Annotated in this window: 17 protein-coding genes and 2 pseudogenes; 9 read left to right on the top strand and 10 right to left on the bottom strand. The window is 66.5% G+C overall.

What is annotated here, in order from left to right; genetic code table 11:
• Positions 1-315: 315 nt before the first annotated feature.
• Positions 316-1,050 (top strand): annotated as a pseudogene (locus AKI39_RS01010) (IS256 family transposase); the annotation flags it as partial.
• 70 nt (positions 1,051-1,120) lie between these two features.
• Here the strand turns inward: AKI39_RS01010 and AKI39_RS01005 are convergent.
• Positions 1,121-2,371: an IS256 family transposase gene (locus tag AKI39_RS01005; RefSeq protein ID WP_066631610.1), complete on the bottom strand. Its 1,251-nt coding sequence runs from the start codon at positions 2,369-2,371 to the stop codon at positions 1,121-1,123.
• Between the two features lie 54 nt (positions 2,372-2,425).
• Between AKI39_RS01005 and AKI39_RS01000 the strand changes: the two are divergent.
• Positions 2,426-2,956 (top strand): annotated as a pseudogene (locus AKI39_RS01000) (IS256 family transposase); the annotation flags it as partial.
• A 691-nt stretch (positions 2,957-3,647) separates the two neighbouring features.
• Here the strand turns inward: AKI39_RS01000 and AKI39_RS00995 are convergent.
• From AKI39_RS00995 to AKI39_RS00965, 7 genes are read right to left on the bottom strand one after another with little or no spacing between them, the layout of a single operon-like run.
• Entirely contained in the window at positions 3,648-4,601 is a 954-nt protein-coding gene (locus AKI39_RS00995; RefSeq protein ID WP_066631607.1) for an SMP-30/gluconolactonase/LRE family protein, read from the bottom strand.
• Positions 4,579-5,421: an ABC transporter ATP-binding protein gene (locus AKI39_RS00990; protein ID WP_235610719.1), complete on the bottom strand. Its 843-nt coding sequence runs from the start codon at positions 5,419-5,421 to the stop codon at positions 4,579-4,581. The genes AKI39_RS00995 and AKI39_RS00990 overlap by 23 nt, the downstream gene beginning before the upstream one ends.
• Entirely contained in the window at positions 5,402-7,291 is a 1,890-nt protein-coding gene (locus tag AKI39_RS00985) for a branched-chain amino acid ABC transporter ATP-binding protein/permease (protein WP_083228553.1), read from the bottom strand. The genes AKI39_RS00990 and AKI39_RS00985 overlap by 20 nt, the downstream gene beginning before the upstream one ends.
• Positions 7,291-8,148: a branched-chain amino acid ABC transporter permease gene (locus AKI39_RS00980; protein ID WP_066631605.1), complete on the bottom strand. Its 858-nt coding sequence runs from the start codon at positions 8,146-8,148 to the stop codon at positions 7,291-7,293. Before AKI39_RS00980 ends, AKI39_RS00985 begins: the two co-directional genes overlap by 1 nt.
• 17 nt (positions 8,149-8,165) lie before the next feature.
• Entirely contained in the window at positions 8,166-9,356 is a 1,191-nt protein-coding gene (locus AKI39_RS00975) for an ABC transporter substrate-binding protein (RefSeq protein ID WP_201258538.1), read from the bottom strand.
• A 51-nt stretch (positions 9,357-9,407) separates the two neighbouring features.
• The gene (locus AKI39_RS00970) at positions 9,408-10,499 is read right to left on the bottom strand and encodes a mandelate racemase/muconate lactonizing enzyme family protein (protein WP_066631603.1); all 1,092 of its coding nucleotides are present in this window, start codon (positions 10,497-10,499) and stop codon (positions 9,408-9,410) included.
• Positions 10,496-11,617: a mandelate racemase/muconate lactonizing enzyme family protein gene (locus AKI39_RS00965; protein ID WP_066631601.1), complete on the bottom strand. Its 1,122-nt coding sequence runs from the start codon at positions 11,615-11,617 to the stop codon at positions 10,496-10,498. The genes AKI39_RS00970 and AKI39_RS00965 overlap by 4 nt, the downstream gene beginning before the upstream one ends.
• A gap of 227 nt (positions 11,618-11,844) precedes the next feature.
• Between AKI39_RS00965 and AKI39_RS00960 the strand changes: the two genes are divergently transcribed.
• A complete protein-coding gene (locus AKI39_RS00960; RefSeq protein ID WP_066631599.1) occupies positions 11,845-12,765 on the top strand; it encodes a LysR family transcriptional regulator in 921 nt (306 codons plus the stop codon).
• 27 nt (positions 12,766-12,792) lie between these two features.
• On the opposite strand, the gene AKI39_RS00955 is transcribed toward AKI39_RS00960, so the two are convergent.
• A complete protein-coding gene (locus tag AKI39_RS00955) occupies positions 12,793-13,077 on the bottom strand; it encodes an acylphosphatase (protein WP_066631597.1) in 285 nt (94 codons plus the stop codon).
• Between the two features lie 191 nt (positions 13,078-13,268).
• Here AKI39_RS00955 and AKI39_RS00950 point away from each other — a divergent pair, with 191 nt between their 5' ends.
• The 6 genes from AKI39_RS00950 (at position 13,269) to AKI39_RS00925 (ending at position 17,925) form a co-directional block, all read left to right on the top strand.
• Positions 13,269-14,138: an alpha/beta hydrolase gene (locus AKI39_RS00950; protein WP_066631595.1), complete on the top strand. Its 870-nt coding sequence runs from the start codon at positions 13,269-13,271 to the stop codon at positions 14,136-14,138.
• Positions 14,139-14,328: 190 nt separating this feature from the next.
• A complete protein-coding gene (locus AKI39_RS00945; protein ID WP_066631594.1) occupies positions 14,329-15,231 on the top strand; it encodes a phytanoyl-CoA dioxygenase family protein in 903 nt (300 codons plus the stop codon).
• A 91-nt stretch (positions 15,232-15,322) separates the two neighbouring features.
• A complete protein-coding gene (locus AKI39_RS00940; RefSeq protein ID WP_066631592.1) occupies positions 15,323-15,652 on the top strand; it encodes a TFIIB-type zinc ribbon-containing protein in 330 nt (109 codons plus the stop codon).
• 252 nt (positions 15,653-15,904) lie between these two features.
• Positions 15,905-16,837, top strand: a complete 933-nt coding sequence (gene panE, locus AKI39_RS00935) for a 2-dehydropantoate 2-reductase (protein WP_066631590.1) — start codon at positions 15,905-15,907, stop codon at positions 16,835-16,837.
• A gap of 74 nt (positions 16,838-16,911) precedes the next feature.
• Positions 16,912-17,361, top strand: a complete 450-nt coding sequence (locus AKI39_RS00930) for a nuclear transport factor 2 family protein (protein ID WP_066631588.1) — start codon at positions 16,912-16,914, stop codon at positions 17,359-17,361.
• A 24-nt stretch (positions 17,362-17,385) separates the two neighbouring features.
• Positions 17,386-17,925, top strand: a complete 540-nt coding sequence (locus AKI39_RS00925) for a nucleoside 2-deoxyribosyltransferase (protein WP_066631587.1) — start codon at positions 17,386-17,388, stop codon at positions 17,923-17,925.
• A gap of 8 nt (positions 17,926-17,933) precedes the next feature.
• Here AKI39_RS00925 and ribB read toward each other — a convergent pair whose 3' ends face one another.
• The gene (ribB, locus tag AKI39_RS00920; RefSeq protein WP_066631585.1) at positions 17,934-18,653 is read right to left on the bottom strand and encodes a 3,4-dihydroxy-2-butanone-4-phosphate synthase; all 720 of its coding nucleotides are present in this window, start codon (positions 18,651-18,653) and stop codon (positions 17,934-17,936) included.
• Positions 18,654-18,741: the final 88 nt, after the last annotated feature.

Raw genomic sequence — 18,741 nt, 5'->3', positions numbered from 1 at the left:
GTGACCTGCCGATCGAAGATCTTGTGGTGCCCGTCGGTTCAGGGCCGCCCAGCGCGGCCCTGAACCGACCTACGCCATTGCGTTATGCCGTGGTTGTTGGCGTGCGTGGATCGGGGCTGATAAGTGGAAGCCGACGCCTGCGGAAAGTGGCTCATCGCTAGCGTTCGGTCTTCAGCCGAAGAAAGATTTCGCCATGCCCGTCGATTCGAGACCGCCCAGCGCGGCCTCGAATCGCCTACGCCGTTGCGTCATGCCGCGGGAGTGTCATAAATTTTGTGTTTGAGGCCTAACATAGCTGCTCCAGAGGAGCACATTATGGCTACCAAGCAAAAGGCACCTCCGAGGGAATTGCCATCGATTCCTGCGAATCTGATGGATGAGTTCGTCAAAGGTCCGATGACGCCGGAGTCGGTGCAGGACCTTTCGATGGCGTTCAAGAAGGCCCTGATCGAACGGGCGCTGGGCGCGGAAATGGGCCAGCACCTGGGCTATGGCGCCGGCACGGACCCGCCCGAAGGCAGCACTAACCATCGCAACGGCACCAGTGGCAAGACGGTGATAACCGACGATGGGCCGCTACGCGTGGACATTCCCCGGGACCGGCAAGGCAGTTTTGCGCCGATCCTGATTCCCAAGCACAAGCGTCGATTTACGGGATTTGATGACAAGATCATCGCCATGTACGCCCGGGGGATGACGGTGCGCGAGATCCAAGGTTTTCTGCTTGAGCAGTACGGCACGGAAGTCTCGCCCGAGTTCATCAGTTCGGTGACCGACGCGGTTATGGAAGAGGTGATCGCCTGGCAGAACCGCCCTTTGGAGACCATGTATCCGGTGGTGTTCTTCGACGCGTTGCGGGTGAAGATCCGCGAAGATGGCGTGGTACGCAACAAGGCGGTGTACCTGGCGCTGGCGATCCTGCCGGACGGCACTCGTGACATCCTGGGCCTGTGGATCGAGCAGACCGAGGGATCGAAGTTCTGGATGAAGGTGTTCAACGAACTCAAGACTCGGGGCACGCTGGATATCCTGATCGCGGTCACCGACGGGACTGTCAGGATTTTTGTGTTTGAGGCATTTGAACGTCGTCGTGTTTCTGACTCTCCAGGTTCATGCTACTTCAGTGATATGGGTCGGTGAAGCGTTCTGCATAGATGATGGCAAACTGGTTCATGGCCAACCTCCAGTCGTGCGTGGCGCAGCCCCAGGTGCCCGTGATATTGCGCAGGACTAACCACAATAACTTGGTTGCGGCGTCGTCACTGGGGAAGTGTCCACGGGTCTTTACCGATCGGCGCAATTGCGCATTCAAGCTCTCGATGGCATTGGTGGTGTAGATGATCTTTCGGATCGCCGGGGGAAACGTAAAGAACGGGATCACGCGGTCCCAGGCGCGATGCCAGGTCTGGGCGATGGTCGGATATCTTTGGCCCCAACTGCCTTGCTCGAACACTGCCAGCGCCGCTTGCGCAGCCTCCACGGTCGGTGCGGTGTAGATCGGCCTGAGAGCCGCAGCCACTATCCGGCGCTCCTTCCAGCTCGCATATTCGACGCTACTGCGCATCAGATGCACGATGCACGTTTGCAGTGTGGTGCTTGGAAATACCGCGTTCAGCGCCTGCTCCATTCCCTTTAAGCCGTCGGTGACCGCGATCAGGATATCCAGCGTGCCCCGAGTCTTGAGTTCGTTGAACACCTTCATCCAGAACTTCGATCCCTCGGTCTGCTCGATCCACAGGCCCAGGATGTCACGAGTGCCGTCCGGCAGGATCGCCAGCGCCAGGTACACCGCCTTGTTGCGTACCACGCCATCTTCGCGGATCTTCACCCGCAACGCGTCGAAGAACACCACCGGATACATGGTCTCCAAAGGGCGGTTCTGCCAGGCGATCACCTCTTCCATAACCGCGTCGGTCACCGAACTGATGAACTCGGGCGAGACTTCCGTGCCGTACTGCTCAAGCAGAAAACCTTGGATCTCGCGCACCGTCATCCCCCGGGCGTACATGGCGATGATCTTGTCATCAAATCCCGTAAATCGACGCTTGTGCTTGGGAATCAGGATCGGCGCAAAACTGCCTTGCCGGTCCCGGGGAATGTCCACGCGTAGCGGCCCATCGTCGGTTATCACCGTCTTGCCACTGGTGCCGTTGCGATGGTTAGTGCTGCCTTCGGGCGGGTCCGTGCCGGCGCCATAGCCCAGGTGCTGGCCCATTTCCGCGCCCAGCGCCCGTTCGATCAGGGCCTTCTTGAACGCCATCGAAAGGTCCTGCACCGACTCCGGCGTCATCGGACCTTTGACGAACTCATCCATCAGATTCGCAGGAATCGATGGCAATTCCCTCGGAGGTGCCTTTTGCTTGGTAGCCATAATGTGCTCCTCTGGAGCAGCTATGTTAGGCCTCAAACACAAAATTTATGACACTCCCTCACCGACGGCTTAAAGGGAATGGAGCAGGCGCTGAACGCGGTATTTCCAAGCACCACACTGCAAACGTGCATCGTGCATCTGATGCGCAGTAGCGTCGAATATGCGAGCTGGAAGGAGCGCCGGATAGTGGCTGCGGCTCTCAGGCCGATCTACACCGCACCGACCGTGGAGGCTGCGCAAGCGGCGCTGGCAGTGTTCGAGCAAGGCAGTTGGGGCCAAAGATATCCGACCATCGCCCAGACCTGGCATCGCGCCTGGGACCGCGTGATCCCGTTCTTTACGTTTCCCCCGGCGATCCGAAAGATCATCTACACCACCAATGCCATCGAGAGCTTGAATGCGCAATTGCGCCGATCGGTAAAGACCCGTGGACACTTCCCCAGTGACGACGCCGCAACCAAGTTATTGTGGTTAGTCCTGCGCAATATCACGGGCACCTGGGGCTGCGCCACGCACGACTGGAGGTTGGCCATGAACCAGTTTGCCATCATCTATGCAGAACGCTTCACCGACCCATATCACTGAAGTAGCATGAACCTGGAGAGTCAGAAACACGACGACGTTCAAATGCCTCAAACACAAAAATCCTGACAGTCCCCATGCCGCGGTTGCGCGCCAGCATGGGCGGCGGATGATGAGTCGATTCCCTGCATGCACAAGCGGCGGTTCCGTTCTCGCTAAAGCCGCGCGCGCATCGTCAACGTAATCGGACGCCGCACACAGCACCCGCCGCACAACACCACCGCGTAGGTGATGCGTGGCCGCGCTGGGCGGCCGCGCGTCACCGGGCACCGAACCATCTTCCATCAGCCGGCCACGTCTGCCACGAAGTGCAAGAACACCAACCGTGCCAGCCGCCAGTGATTAATGCACAGTGGAGTCCGTCGGGGGCGATGCCTGCCGAGCTCGGACCGTAGGAGCCGCGCGAGGGAATCCGAAGGGAGGACGGCCGGGCAAAAAAGCCGCAAGAACGCAAACGACGTTCGGCCGCCGGACGAGGATGACAACGCGGAAGTCCGCCGCGAAGGCGGCGGACCGGCTCCTCCGGGCCGAGCTCGGCAGGCATCGTCCCCGACGGACGGCCCAAGAGCACTACACCCCCCCAGCACCCCCAAAAAACTTCAACGCACCCACACAGACAAAGAAGCCAAACCCGCAATTATCCATGCCAATTTCGAAAGGCCCCAACGCGCCGACCGAAAGGAAAGCCGACGCCTCAGCGCCTCACCGTAGCCCCCTGCGTATTGACATAAAGCGCATACAGCGACTTCCCCGCCGCCATGAACAGCCGGTTCCGATTCACCCCACCGAAGCAAAGATTCGCGCACCGTTCCGGCAGATGGATATGCCCGATCCGCTGGCCATCGGGCGCGAACACCGCGACGCCGTCCAGCTCCTCCGATCCCATGCCCCAGCCGCACCACAGATTGCCGTCCACGTCGCACCGTATGCCGTCGGACGTCCCCGGTCCGCAGTCGATGACGACACGGCCGGCGCTATCCACCGTACGCCCGTCCGCGCTGACGTCATGCGCCGTGATCAGGCGATGCGGCGTGGCGCGCGACTGCACGAGGTACAGGATGCTTTCATCCGGAGAGAAGCACAGCCCGTTGGGGCCATGCGCGCCCTCGATGACCACGGCGAGCTCCCCGCTGTCCGGATCCCAGCGATACACCTGGGCAGGCAGTTCCTGCTTGCCTGGCAGCCCCTCGTACCAACCCGCGATGCCGAAAGGCGGGTCCGTGAACCACACCGAGCCGTCCGATTTCACCACCACGTCGTTGGGCGAGTTCAGCCGCTTTCCCTGGTAGCTGTCGGCCAGCACCGTAATGCTGCCGTCATGCTCCGTCCGCGTGACGCGACGGCCTTCGTGTTCGCAACTGACCAGGCGGCCTTGCAGGTCTCGCGTATTGCCGTTGGCGTTGCGCGACGGCTGGCGGAAGGTGCTGAACGCGCCGGTGGCTTCATCCCAGCGCATGATGCGGTTGTTCGGGATATCGCTGACCAGCAGATAGCGGCCGTCGCCGAACCACACCGGCCCTTCCGCCCACCGCATGCCATCGCCGAGTTTCTCGACGGCGGCCGCGAAAAGCACGTAACGGGAAAAACGCGGATCGATGACTTCGATGCGCGGATCGGGATAGCGTTCACTGGGCTGCCACACGGCCATGGTCTCCAAAATAGGCCCGCTCCAGGCGCGCGGCCAGGCCGGGTTCGCGGGTGCCGGCCTGCATGGCGATGCGGCCTTGCGCCAGGGCATAGACGCGATCGGCCAGGGCCAGGGCCTTTTCCACCAGCTGTTCCACGAGCACGATGGCCGTGCCTCGCTCGCGCAGTTGTGCGGCCACCGTCAGGACACGGTCGACCAGCACGGGCGACAAGCCGGCGGACGGTTCGTCAAGGATAAGCAAGCGGGGCCGCTTCACCAGGCCTTGCGCGACCACCAGCATCTGCTGCTGGCCGCCGCTCAGCGCGCCGGCGCGATCCTGGCGCTTGGCCGCGATCTCCGGAAAGAAAGCCAGGGCTTCCTCCACGCGCGCCTTGCGTTCCGCTCGCGGCGCATCGTAGCCCGCCAGCATCAGGTTGTCGATGACGCTTTGCTGCGTGAAGACACGATGCCCCTCGATGACATGGACCAGCCCGGCACGCGCGGCATCGCGCGGCGTGGCGCGACTCAGGTCGACGCCGCCGAAGGTCACGCTGCCGGCGTTCAGCGGCAGCAGGCCCGATATGGCGCGCATCAGGGTGCTCTTGCCCGCGCCGTTCGGTCCCAGGATGGCGACGATCTCGCCGGCGGCCACCTCCAGGTCGATGCCGTGCAGGATGCCGATCTTGCCGTAGCCCGCGTCCAGGCCGCGCACCGCAAGCAAGGGAGCGGCGTCATCCATGGCGGCGCGATCCGCGCCGCCGTGCGGCGCCGGCGTGCCGCGGGGAGGGGCAAGCGGGCCGGTGGCGCGCAGGGCCTGGCCGTTATCCTCCGAGGTATGCACTGACCACCTCCTTGTGTTCGCGCACCTGCGCCGGCGTGCCGTCGGCCAGGATGCGGCCCAGGTTCAGCACGGTGACGTGGTCGCAGATATCGAAGATCAGGTCGGCGTGGTGCTCCACCAGCAATACGCCCGTGCCTTGCCGGCTGATATGGCGGATCAGCTCGCCCAGCCGGCGGATTTCTTCCGCGGCCAGCCCGGCCGCCGGTTCGTCCAGCAGCAGGAAGGCCGGCCGCAGCATCAGCGCGCGGGCGATCTCCAGGAAGCGCAGCTCGCTGTGCTGCAGGCGGTCGGCGCGCACGTCGGCCACGGTGCCGAGGCCGACGATACGCAGCGCGGTGCGCGCCGCCTCGTGCAGCGCCGCTTCGTCGCGGCCTTGGCGCGGCAGGTGCAGCAGCGTCTCGATGAAGGATGCGCGGCCTTGCAGCGTGCCGCCGATCATCACGTTTTGCAGGACGGACGCCTCGCCGATGATGCGCGGCGTCTGGTAGGTGCGCGCGATGCCGTGCGGCGCGCGCAGCAGCGGCCGGCCCAGGGCCAGCGGCGCGCCGTCCAGTGTGAGCGTGCCGGCCTCCGGCGTGCAGTAGCCGGAGATGACGTTCAGCGTGGTGGTCTTGCCGCTTCCGTTCGGGCCGATCAGTCCATGTATGCGGCCGGGCGCGATGGTGAGCGTCAGGCCGTCGATGGCACGCACGCCGCCGAAGCTGAGCACGATGTCCCGCAGCGCGATACCGCCGCGTGCCGGCACCGGCGTCGCCAGCTGACCCAGCAGCGTGGGGTTGGGCACGATGGCCCGATCGGCCGGCAGCGGACGGCGGTTGCGGAAATCCAGCAGCGCCGCGATGCCGCCCGGGGCGGCCAGCACGATGACCAGCAGCATCAGCGCGTACAGGAAGTTGGACCACGCGGCCAGCGGCGCGGCGATCTCCGGCAGCACGGTCAGGATCAGCGTGCCGAGCAGCGGACCCAGGATGGAGCCGCGCCCGCCGATCAGGATGGAAATGAAGAACAGCACCGACAGGTCGAAGGTGAAGGCGTCCGGCGTGATGTAGGTTTGCAGCGATGCGAACAGGCCGCCGGCCACCGCCGCCAGTACGCCGGCCAGCACGAAGATCAGCGACAGCAGCCTGACCTTGGAAATCCCGCTGGCCTCGGCCGCGACTTCCGCGTCGCGCACCGCGATCAGGCCGCGGCCGTAGCGGCTGCGCGCGACGTTCGACGTCAGCACCGTGCAGACGCCCGCGATGGCCAGGCACAGGTAGTACAGCCCCATTTCGGTATCGAAGGGCGCGGGCAGTGCCGGGCCGGCCAGGCCGATGCCGCCGCCGGTCACGTCCTGCCAGGCCAGCGCGATCTGCGTGACGATGGTGGCGAAGCCCAGCGTGGCCATGGCGAAATAGAAGGTGCGCAGGCGCAGCGCGGGCAAGCCCACGATCAGGCCGAAGATGCCGCCCCCCACGCCCGCGCAGGCCAGCGCCGCGAAAGGCGGCAGGGCCGGCAGCACATTGCCGGCCGCCAGCACGCTGGTGATGTAGGCGCCGAGGGTCAGCAGCGCGACATAGCCGATCGCCAGCTGCCCGGCGAAACCGACCACCAGGTTCAGGCCCGATACCAGGATCCAGTAGATGGCCGCGCGCGTGGCGATCACTGTCCAGTAGGTGTTGCCGCTGGCGGGCAGCAGGGCGGCCAGTACGAAGATCGCCAGGAAAGGCCAGACGGCGCGCCAGGCCGGTGTGCCGCCCGATCGGCCGTCGGCGCGCGGCACCGCGACGCGCGGCCCGCGGTTTTCCGGCCGCCTGTCGCCCTCGCCGCGCGCGGCTGCCGCCCCGACGCCGCCGTGCCCCTGTCCATGCAGTTCGCTGTCCGCCGCCATCACACCCTCCGCGCAGTCGAGCTGCCGAACAGGCCCTGCGGCACCGCCAGCAGCACGACGATGAACAGCACGAAGACCGCGATCGACGCGAACACGCCGCCCACCGTGAAGTTCGCCGCCTGCTGGAACAGGCCCAGCGCCAGCCCGCCCACCAGCGCACCGCGGTTATTGCCCAGGCCGCCCAGTGCCACCGGCACGAAGCCGTAGAAGTTCAGCAGCGTGCCGTTGGCGAAGAAGGCCAGCATCAGTTGCCCGCTGGCGAAACCCGCGATGCCGCCGATGATCGCCGCCAGCACATAGCTCCACACGCGCAGGCGGCGTTCCGGCAGCCCTAGCGCGCGCGCCGCGAAGTTGTCCTCGGCCACCGCCAGGAAGGCCATGCCTACCAGCGTGCGCCGGTACAGGTATTCCAGGCCCAGCACGACCAGCGCGCAGGCGATGACGGGCAGCCAGAATTTCTCGTCCGTCACGCCCGAACCCAGGCCGAACAGGCGCGGGAAGGGCTGCGGCTCCGTGCCCCAGCCGATCGCCGTGACCTGCTGCACCATCAGGGCCAGGGCCAGCGTGGAGAGCACGTACAGATGCTGGTCCAGGCTCTTGAGCACGGGCCGCACCGCCACCAGTTCGGTCACCACGCCCATCACGGCGCATCCGGCCAGCGTGGCGATGAAGCCCAGCCAAGGGGGCAGGCCCAGCTTCACGATGAACAGCGAGCCCAGCACGCCGCCCAGCATGCCCAGCTGTCCCGCGGTGAAGCTCATGACGCGCGAGGTGGCGAACATGGTGTTGTAGGTGATGCCGATGAGCGCGTAGACCGCGCCCATCGCCAAGCCGGATGCGATGATGGAGCCGAGCATCGTGCGTCCTCCCGCGCTCAGGCGTAGCCGGGTGCCAGCGCGAAGGTGCCGTGCTTGGCGGAATTGGCGGCCGACATGACGACATCGGGCGTCGGATAGCCGTTGTGCTGCTCGGGCGAGTAGGCGTAGTTGCCGAAGTAGCCGGGATAGGGATTCAGGCTGTTCCAGTAGGCGATGATGTCCTTGGACGACGCGCCGCTTTCCTGGACTGCCTTCGCCACCATCTGCACGGCGTCGTAGCCGGCGGTGACCCACCAGAACAGCGTGTCGTCCAGGTTCACCTTGCCCTGCACCTTGTCGACGAATTCCTGCGAGCGCGCGGGCAGCTTGCCGCCCGCGTCGTAGCTGCAGCTGCGATAGCCCACGGCGTAGACCTTGTCCCAGTTCTGCGGCTTGGCCAGCAGGCCGCGGATTTCGCCGGATGCCATGGAAGGGTGGCCGGCGAAGATCACGTCCCAGCCCATTTCGCCGCGCGCATTGAACAGTCGCGCTTCCATGCCGGTGGACACGCTCCAGATGACGATGACTTCGGCGCCGGCATTGCGCGCCCGCGTCATGTCCGGCGTCATATCGGGCTGCGTGGCGTCGATGTTGTTGCTGTAGACCACCTCGGCGCCGTCGCGCTTGAAGTTGGCCACGCTGGCCTTCAGCGCGCTGACACCGTAGCCGGTGGTGTCGCCGATCACCGCGATCTTGTTCGCCTTCAGCACTTTCAGGCAGTAGTTGCGCGTCGCGTCGTCCCATTGCTCGTTGGAGGGCGCGATGCGAAAGGCGTTGGGAAACTTCTTCGGGTCGATCAGGCTGTCGATCACGCAGGGATGGATGTTCGGCATGCGTGCGCGCGCCATGATGGGCGTCACCGCCAGGGACTCGCCGGAATTGGTCGGGCCCCAGATGGCGTCCACCTTGATGGAGTTGATCATCTCCTGCGTGGCGTTCACCGCCTTGGTCGGATCGCCTTGCGTATCGCGAGTGACGATCTCGATCTTGCGGCCCTTGACGCCGCCCGCGGCGTTCAGGGTATCCGCGGCGAATTTGACGCCACGGTCAAAGCCCACCCCCGGCGCCGAACTGGGGCCGGTCAGCGCGGCGAGCCAGCCGATGCGCAGCGGCTCGCTGGCCGCCCTGGCGAAGCGCGGCGCGCCGATGGCCGACGCACCCAGTATCCCGGTGGTTCCCAGGACGAAATTGCGACGCGATAGAGGCATGGTCTTTCCTTGAAGAGGCCAGGAGAAAATGCGTGGGTGCGAGGCGCCGTGTCAGCGCCGCGCGTTTTCCAGTTCGGCGATGCGCGCCGGGTCCAGCGTGAAGCCCCAGCCCGGCCGTTCGGGCACCACCGCCTCGCCGTCGACGAATTCCAGCCGTTCGCGGTACAGCGAAGAGAACCAGGGCATGTATTCCAGGTAGATGGCATTGGCCAGCGCGCCCAGCACCTGGATGCTGGTTTCGGGAAACAGGTGGCTGGAGACCGGTACGTCGTGGCTTTCCGCCATGTGTCCGACGCGCATGAATTCGCTGACGCCACCCACGCGCTGCAGGTCCGGCATCAGGATGTCGGCGCTGCGCAGCGTCAGCATGCCGCGAAAGCCATAGCGCGTGTATTCGGTTTCGCCGCTGGCGATGGGCGTGTCCAGCGCCGCCGCCACGCGCGCCACGCCTTCCAGGTCCCAGGCGGGCAGCGGTTCCTCGAACCAGGTCAGGTCGTATTCCTCCAGCATGCGTCCCAGGCGGATCGCCTGCGCCTCGTTCAGGCCCTGGTTGGCGTCGGCCATCAGGCGGATGCCGGGGCCGATGGCCTGGCGCACCGCACGCACGCGCTCGGCGTCCTGGCGCGGGTCCGGCATGCCCAGCCGCAGCTTCACGGCCTTGAAGCCCTGGGCCACCATGTCCTGCGCTTCGCGCGCCAGCGCGTCGATATCGCGGTCCAGCCACAGGCCGCCGCTGTGATACGCGGGCATGCGGTCGCGCGCGCCGCCCAGCAGGCGGTACAGCGGCATGTTCGAGGCCTTGCCGGCGATGTCCCATAGCGCGCCGTCGATGGCGGATATGCCCATCACGGGCACGCCCTTGTGGCCGAAGAAATTGATGTCCTTCCAGGCGCGCGCCCAGAAGCCTGCGATATGCCCGGCGTCGCGCCCGACCACGAGGTCGGCCAGTTCGTCCACCATGTGGCGCAGCACGCCGGTGCGCCGGTCGTTCAGCGTGAAGACGATGTTCTCGCCCACGATGCCGCTGTCGGTATAGGCGTACACGAGCACCACGCCGCAGCCGCGTATCGAGCCCAGCGCGCTTTCGATGGGGCGCTCCAGCGGCAGCGACAGCGCGCGGGTTTCCAGGCGTTCTATTTTCATGCGTGCTTCTCCCGGATGATGTGGCGTTCGCCGACGCGGTAGCGCGCCAGCACCTCGGGATCCGGGTCGCAGCCCAGGCCCGGCCCCTGCGGTACGGCAACGCGGCCGTCGCGCGGGCGCACCCAGGGATCGAAGGGATTGGCTTCCATGTCCAGCCACAGGACTTCGATCAGCGGCTTGTTGGGCAGCGCGGCGGCGATATGCAGCGTGGCGATGAAGCCCGGGCCGAAGTACGGCGAATGCGGCACGGTCTGCACGCCATGCATCTGGCACAGCGTGGCCACGCGCATGCATTCGCCGATACCGCCGATCTTGATGACGCTGGGCTGGGCGATGTCCAGGGCGTCCGCTTCCAGCAGCCGCAGGAAGCCCTGCGGCCCGGCGACGTTTTCGCCGGCCGCGATCGGAATGCCGCGTTGCCGCACGCGGGCCAGGCCATGCGTGTCCTCCGGCGGCCATACCGGTTCTTCCAGCCAGTACATGTTGTCGCCGCGCAGGCTGTCGGCCATGGCCAGCGCGGTGGGGACGTCCCAGGCGCAATTGGTGTCCAGCATGATCGCGGTGTCGCTGCCGCCCGCGGCCTGCGCGGCGCGCACGGCGCTGCGCGTGACCTCGTGCAGCTTGACGTGGCGGTAGCCCCGCTCCACCGCCGCCGCGGTATTGCGCGCCACCAGCGCGTCGTCGCTGTAGTTCAACAGGCTGGCATAGGCGGGCAGGTCCGCGCAGGGGGCCGCGCTCAGCAGGCGGTGCACGGGCAGGCCGCTGCGCTTGCCCAGCAAATCCCACAAGGCGATTTCGATGCCCGACCAGGCGAAGACGTAGGCGCCGTTGCGGCCCAGCAGATGGGTGGCATGCAGGACCGAACGCGTCAGTCCCGCGATGTCGCCGGCGTCCCGGCCGATGACCAGCGGCGCCACGATGGTATCCAGCGCGGCGCGCGTGGAGGGGATGGCGGCGTGGCCGAAGGCCTCTCCCCATCCGACCAGGCCGTCTTCGGTTTCCACGCGCACCAGCAGGATGTCCAGCCGGTCCCACAAGGCGCCGGCAAAGCGCTGGTACGGCCCGCCCATGTCGAAGGGCAGCGACACGACTTCGGAGGCGACGGACACGATCTTCATGCGCCGCACCTCATGGGGTTCGCCATGCTTGTCTCCTCTTGGCGCGCCATTCGGTGGCCCGGCCGTCCCTGGCCATGCGCCCTTGCTGGGACGTTTGCCGGGACCGCGGCCGGACAGTTTTTTCACCGGCGCCTGGTTTTGCGGACCAGAATAGGGAGCGGGGTAGATAAAATCAATTGGGGCGAACTAATTTCCACATAAGCCCGCCTTATGCCGGAGGAGACAGGATGTCGCTTACCGTCCGCCAGTTGGAGGTCATCCGTGCCGTCAGCGTGCACGGGTCCGTGACCGAGGCCGCAGCCGCCCTCGGCATTTCGCAGCCGGCCATCAGCCTCATGCTGCGCGACTGCGCCACGCAGGCGGGCTTCCCCTTCTTCGTGCGCAAGCACGGCCGGCTGCAGGCCACGCGCGAAACGCAGGTCATCCTGGCCGAGCTGAACCGCATTTTCGACAGCATCGAGCGCGTCAACCGGCTGATGGACGATATGCGCGAGATGACGGTGGGCACCGTGCAAGTCGCATCGGTGCCCACGCTGGCGGACAATCTGCTGTCGCCTACCATCGCGGAATTCCAGAAATCCTGGCCGCATATCCAGATATCGGTATTCACCGTGGACAACCTGGGTGTGTTCGAAAACGTCGTGCAGGAACGCGTGGATTTCGGGTTGGGGCTGTCTCCACTGCATCATCGCGACGGCCGCATGGTGAAGGGGCGCATCAGCGACGTCTGCGCCGCGGAGCTGGTCTGCGTAGTGCATCCCGACAGTCCCCTTGCCGAACGTCAGTCCGTGACGCCGGCGGACCTGGCCCCCTATCCGCTGATCTCCTTCGGCAAGACCCAGCCGCTGGGCGCGCTGATCGAAGACAGTTTCCGGCGCGCAGGGGTGGTGCGCCGCATCGCCATGGAAGTTACCTTGACATCGGTGGCGTGTTCGCTGGCGCGCTCCGGCGCCGGCGCGGCCATTATCGACCCCTTTCACCTGTGGGCGCCGCGCGACCACGGCGTGGTGACGCTGCGCTATCGGCCCAGCACCGAAGTGAAGGCGCAGATGCTGCTGCCCAACAATACGCCGCTGTCGCGCTCCGCGCAGCTGTTCGTGTCTGCCCTGCGCCGCATCGTGCGCGAACGCGGCGCCGCCGTGCCCTAGCGCCTTCTAGCGTTAACAGGCCCTGGCCTATAGCTGCTGGAAATGGCGGTAGCGCTTCTCGGTGTATTCGCGGCGCGACGTCACGTCCCTGACCACGGCGCCCGGCGGGCCGCGGCCCAGCCATTCCAGCATCTGGTCGACCTGGTCCGGCGTGCCCTGCACCATGGCTTCGACCGAGCCGTCGCCCAGGTTCTGCACCCAGCCGGTGGCGCCGATCATGTGCGCGCGGCGTACGGTCGCCATGCGAAAGCCTACGCCCTGGACTTTGCCGCGGATCTGGACGAAGACGGTCTCGATGTGGGGATCAGGCATGATGCATGACGCGAGTCGACGTGAAACGCGCTATTTTTCCATACCACGCGGGCGTCCATGCGCGTGCATTAGTCGTCGCGGGTAACTTATTAAGTCATGGCGGGGCGGTTTATCCGCACGCGGGCATTTCTTATGCTTGCACCATCCTTGATACGCCCCGCCGGACTTCCCGGGGGCACCGGCTGATCGTCATGTCCTGTCATCCCGATATCGCCGCGCGGCGCACGACCCGCCACGGCGGCGCCTCCCCCTCCTCCGCCTCGTCCACCGGGGCTGTTCCGCCGCACCGCGTGCGTTTCTACGGACGGCGCGCGCAGGCCGGGGCCACTCCGCTCGTGGTGCATTTCCACGGCGGGGCCTTCGTGTCGGGCTCCGTCGATAGTCCGTCCCTGGTGCCCCAACTGCTGGCGGATGCCGGCGCGGTGGTGCTGTCGGTGGATTATCCGCTTGCGCCTCACCATCCCTTTCCATCGGCGGTGGAGGCCGCCTACGCCACGCTGGGATGGGTGCATCAGCATCGCCAACGGCTGGGCGGCAAGGGCGCGGCCCTGTTCGTCGCGGGCGAGGAAGCCGGCGGCTGCATCGCGGCGGCGGTGGCGCTCATGGCGCGCGACCGGCTGGGCCCGCCGGTGGACGGCCAGATCCTGTTCTCGCCCATGCTGGATGCCAGCATGGGCACGGCCTCCGTGCGCTGCGCGCAAGGAACCCCGGCGGGCACGGAATGGGCCGGCGGCTGGCGCGGCTACCTGTCCTGTCCCTGCGATGCCAGCCACCCCTATGCGACGCCCTTGGCGGGAACACGGCTGGCCGGCTTGCCGCCCCTGCTCTTGCTGAGCGGCCCGGACGACCCCTTGCGCGACGAGGGCCGCGCCTATGCCAGCCGCCTGCGCGCGGCGGGTGTGCCCGTCATCCGGGAGTCCCGCGATCGCGCGCTCGCCTGGACGGGGCCGCACGGCGCTGCGGCGCCGGAAGCCGCCGCCGAACTCGAGGCGGTGCGCGCCCGCCTGTTCAGCTTCCTGGTCACCCATCCGGGCGGCGGCGCGCGTCCCACTCCGCTATAGCGTCTCGCCCGAAAGCGGCACAGTGCGGCGCGGCGGCGCCGCGCTTCTCCCCACTATGCATGAGCACCGAGGGGCGTACGTCCTAGGAATCACGAGCGATAGTTGCTCCGCCTTGCAAAAGATACCTTATCCATACATAGCCGCTAACCGCAAGGCTGGCGGGGGTGTCTGACCAGCGTGGAGCGTGATTGTGAAACAGGACTACCTTCTTCCGGAAGAAACGACGGCCCAATACAAAGCACGGGGATACATCTCCCTGGAGGAGATATGTCCACCAGACGAGGTGGCGCGGATACGCCAGATCCTGATGCGGATGTTCGAGAACAAAGTGGGATACGAGGAGGGCGCGCAGTACGACTTCGCCAGCCGCGACGATCCCAACAAGCCGCAGACCTTTCCCAGCCTGCACGATCCATCGCATTACGCACCCGAGCTGCTGAAGACCGCATTTCACCGGCGCGCCCTGGCCATCGCACGCCAGCTGCTGGGACCGGACGCCGCGCTGTACGGCGAGCACGCGCTGCTCAAGCCCGCGCGCGTCGGTCCCGAAACGCCATGGCACCAGGACGAGGCCTTTCGTTCCCCGGATTTCGAGTACCGCGAGCTGAGCGTGTGGCTGCCGCTGCAGCCCGTGGGCGAAATCAACGGCTGCATGCAGTTCATTCCCGGTTCGAACCGCTATGACGTGCTCAAGCACCGTTCGCCGGGCAACGACAAGAGCCTGCATCCCCTGGAATGCTGCGACGAATTCCCTCGGGCGAGCGCGGTACCGGTGCCGCTGCCGGCCGGCGGGTGCACCGTGCACGACATGCGCACGCTGCACTACACCGGACCGAATACCTCCGACAGCCCGCGCCTGGCGTATATCCTCATCTTCAACGTGCCCCCGGTGTACAAGCCGGGCCTGCGCAAGTTCGATTGGCTGGAAGGCCGCCGCACGGACAGCCAGGTGCGCAAGCGTGAATGGCACCGGCGCGGCGGGATCGCCATCGAAGTGATGCGGCGGTTGCCGCGCGCGCGCCTGACCAGCGGCCGATGGGTTGCCTGGGCGGCGATCCGCGCCGTGAGCAAGGTCTGGCATCGGGCGCGCTGATGCCAGCTTCCTGAGGCCGCCACCATCGTTGCGGGAACCATCGCGCCGGACACCGGTCTACTTTCGTTCAGCAAAACGTCAGGAGACCGCCATGAAATGTCCCACTTGCCGAGAACCCGATCTGGTGATGTCCTCACGCCAGAACATCGAGATCGACTATTGCCCCCAATGCCGTGGCGTCTGGCTGGACCGTGGCGAGCTCGACAAGCTGATCGAGCGCAGCGTCCAGGAGTCCGCCACCCCCCAGGCCGCGCCGCCGGCGCCGCAGCCACAAGGCCCCGGCCGACCCTATCGCGACGAGGGCCACGATCGACGCTACGAGGGCCACGACCGACGCTACGAGGGCCACGATCGGCGCTACGAAGGTGGCCATGGCCGAGGCTATCGCAAGAAGTCCTTCTGGCACGAGATTTTCGACTGACGGGCGGCCCCGCGCTTGGCCGGCGGGCCGCCATGCCGCGCGCCGTCTTCAGGACGGCCAACACGCCGGCCCCCGCGCCGGGAAGGTCACGGCAAGCCTGGCCCGCACGGGCGTTCAGCGGTACGTCAAGCACGCCGATGCATCGTAAGCGCGGGGGCGCGGCCACGCCGCCGCTGCGCGGTGGCCATCTTCGGCATAATGCGGCCCTGGCGGTGTCGGGCCCGCGCCGCGCGCCCCTGGACGGAGAAAAAGATGCGCATGTTGTTCCTTGGTGCCGGCGGCACGGGTGGTTATTTCGGCGGACGCGCGGCACAGGCCGGCGTCGACGTCACCTTCCTGGTGCGCGGACCGCGCGCGGCGGCCCTGCGCGAACAGGGATTGCGCCTGCGCAGCCCGCGCGGCGACGCCACCGTGCGGCCCCGGATCGTGACTGCCAACGACCTGGGCGGGCACTACGACGTCATTGTCCTCAGCTGCAAGGCCTACGACCTGGCCAGCGCCGTGACGGCCATCACCCCGGCTGTGGGGCCGGGATCCGTGGTGCTGCCCATCATGAACGGCATGGCGCATTACGACGTGCTGGACTACAGCTTCGGGGCACATCGGGTGCTGGGCGGCCTGTGCCAGATCAACGCGACGCTGGGGCCGGAAGGCGAAATCGTCCACATGGGTTCGTACGCGGGCTTCGTGTTTGGCGAGCGCGCCGGGGAACCGCGCAGCGAGCGCTGCGTGGCGCTGGAGCGGGCGCTGGCCCAGGTCGATTTCTCTTGCCGCCTGAGCGATACCATCCACCAGGACTGCTGGGAAAAATACGTTTTCCTGTGCACGCTGGCAGCGGGAACCTGCCTGTTGCGCGGCACCGTGGGCGAGATCGCATCGACGGCGGACGGCCAGGCCGTCATGCTGGGACTGCTGGAGGAAGCCCAGGCGGTATCCGCGGCCTCGGGCTACCGGGTACGGCCGCAGGCCGACGCGGCGGCGCGCAAGCTGTTCGCCGATACGGAGTCGCCGGTTACCGCATCGATGTTCCGCGATCTGCGGCAGGGCCTGCGCGTGGAGGCGGACCACATCGTCGGCGATATGATCACGCGGGGCGCCGCCACCGGCATCGCCACCCCCTATTTACGTGTCGCCTATTCGCATCTACAGGTTTACCAGAACCGCCAGAGCGAGAAGGCGAGCTGAAGTTTTGTTTACACTGGCACGTCGCCCGCCCGCTGGCGGCCGTCCTGCTTTCCATTGATGGGTCCGGAATCCGCATGAAGCTCAAACCCCTCGCCGCCACCGTTCTATTCTGTGCGGCCGCATGCCTGTGCGGCACCGCGCAATCGGCGCCGGCCGACAACAAGGCGGTGGTGACGGCATTCTTCCGCATGCTGTTCCAGGACAAGAACGTGGACAAGGCCATGCAGACGTACGTCGACAAGAACCTGGTCCAGCACGATCCGTATCTGGGCGATGGCGGGACGACCATGGCCGATTTCTACCAGCCTTACCTGGAACAGCATCCCATGGCCAGTGCGCAGATCAAGCGCATGATCGCCGAAGACGATCTCGTGGTGGTGCACTACCTGTGGAAGGAGTCGCCGGAGGATACGGGGCAGGCCGTCGTGGATATCTTCCGGCTGCGGGACGGCAAGATCGTGGAACACTGGGATGTCAGCCAGGATATTCCGGAAAACCCGGCGAACCGCAACACGATGTTCTAGGCGCCTTCCTTCATCCGCGTTGAAGTGAACCCTGCATCCTCGCCCGCACCCAAGCCGTTTACGCTTTATCTGGCGGGCTACGACGTGTTCCGGCCGGATGCGGTCGCGCATGGCGAGCACCTGAAGCGCCTGTGTGCCCGGTATGGGCTGCAGGGCCTGTATCCCTTGGACAAGGCGGGGCCCGCCGGCCTGGACGGGCCCGAATTGGCGGCGTGGATCTATCGCGCCAATGTGGCGCTGATCCGGCAGGCGGATGGCGTCATCGCCAACCTGAATCCCTTTCGCGGCGCGGAGCCCGATTCCGGCACGGCCTTCGAGGTCGGCTATGCGGTGGCGCTGGGTAAACCGGTATGGGCCTATACGTCCGTCGCGGCGTCCATCGTGGAGCAGGTGGCGGTCGCTACGTCGGCCGATGGCGGCATGCATCTCGATGCCGAAGGCTATACGGTCGAAGACTTCGGAATGAACCTGAACCTGATGCTGGCCTGCAGCGCGACCATCGTGGCCGGGGATGTGCAAGCCTGCCTGGCGCGCATCGTCCGCGACCTGGGGTCGCGGACGTAAGGCGCGGTTCAAGCGGCCTGCGGCTCGCGCTCCATCGTGGCACCCGGTTGCGCCGTCAGGGCGCGGCGATGGTCGGCCAGCTCCGCGATGGTGAGCGCGACCAGGCCGTGCTTGGCCGCGTAGCGATCGATGGCCTCGCCGCGCGCCATCGTGCCGTCGTCGTTCATCAGTTCGCACAGGACCGCCGCCGGGCGCAGGCCGGCCAGGATGGCCAGGTCGACGGAGCCTTCCGTGTGCCCGCGCCGCGCCAGGACGCCGCCCGCTTGAGCGCGCAGCGGAAAGACGTGGCCGGGGCTCACGACGTCGCCCGCGCGCGCGTGCGGCGCGATGGCGGCGCGGATGGTGGTGACGCGATCCTTGGCTGAGACCCCGGTGCTCACGGCTTCGCGGGCCTCGATCGAGACCGTGAACGCCGTGCCATGGCGGCTTTCGTTGCGCGCGGTCATGGGCGGCAGGGCCAGTGTCTCCAGGGTTTCGTCGTTCAGGCACAGGCAGACGATGCCGCTGCAGTCGCGGATCAACTGCGCCATGACGGGAACGGTGATTTTGTCGGCGGCGACGATCAGGTCGGCCTCGTTTTCGCGGTCGTCGTCATCCAGCAGGATGACGGGGCGGCCCAGGCGCATGTGATGCAGGGCGCGCGCCAGGCGCATGGGAAAGGGTTGCGCGAAGATCGACGGCGTGCGGGGATCCGGCGCGATGGCGGGGGTGGAAGTAGGTTCGGACATTGAAACGCTCTCGCGAAAAGTTGGGCGAAAAACGTTCCAGGGCTCGGACAGCCAAACGCAAGACCGCATGCGCGCCGACAGGCGCGCG

Origin of the sequence: Bordetella sp. H567, from assembly GCF_001704295.1 — a bacterium.
Taxonomy (GTDB): Bacteria; Pseudomonadota; Gammaproteobacteria; order Burkholderiales; family Burkholderiaceae_B; genus Bordetella_C.
This window is presented reverse-complemented; position numbering and strand designations above follow the sequence as displayed.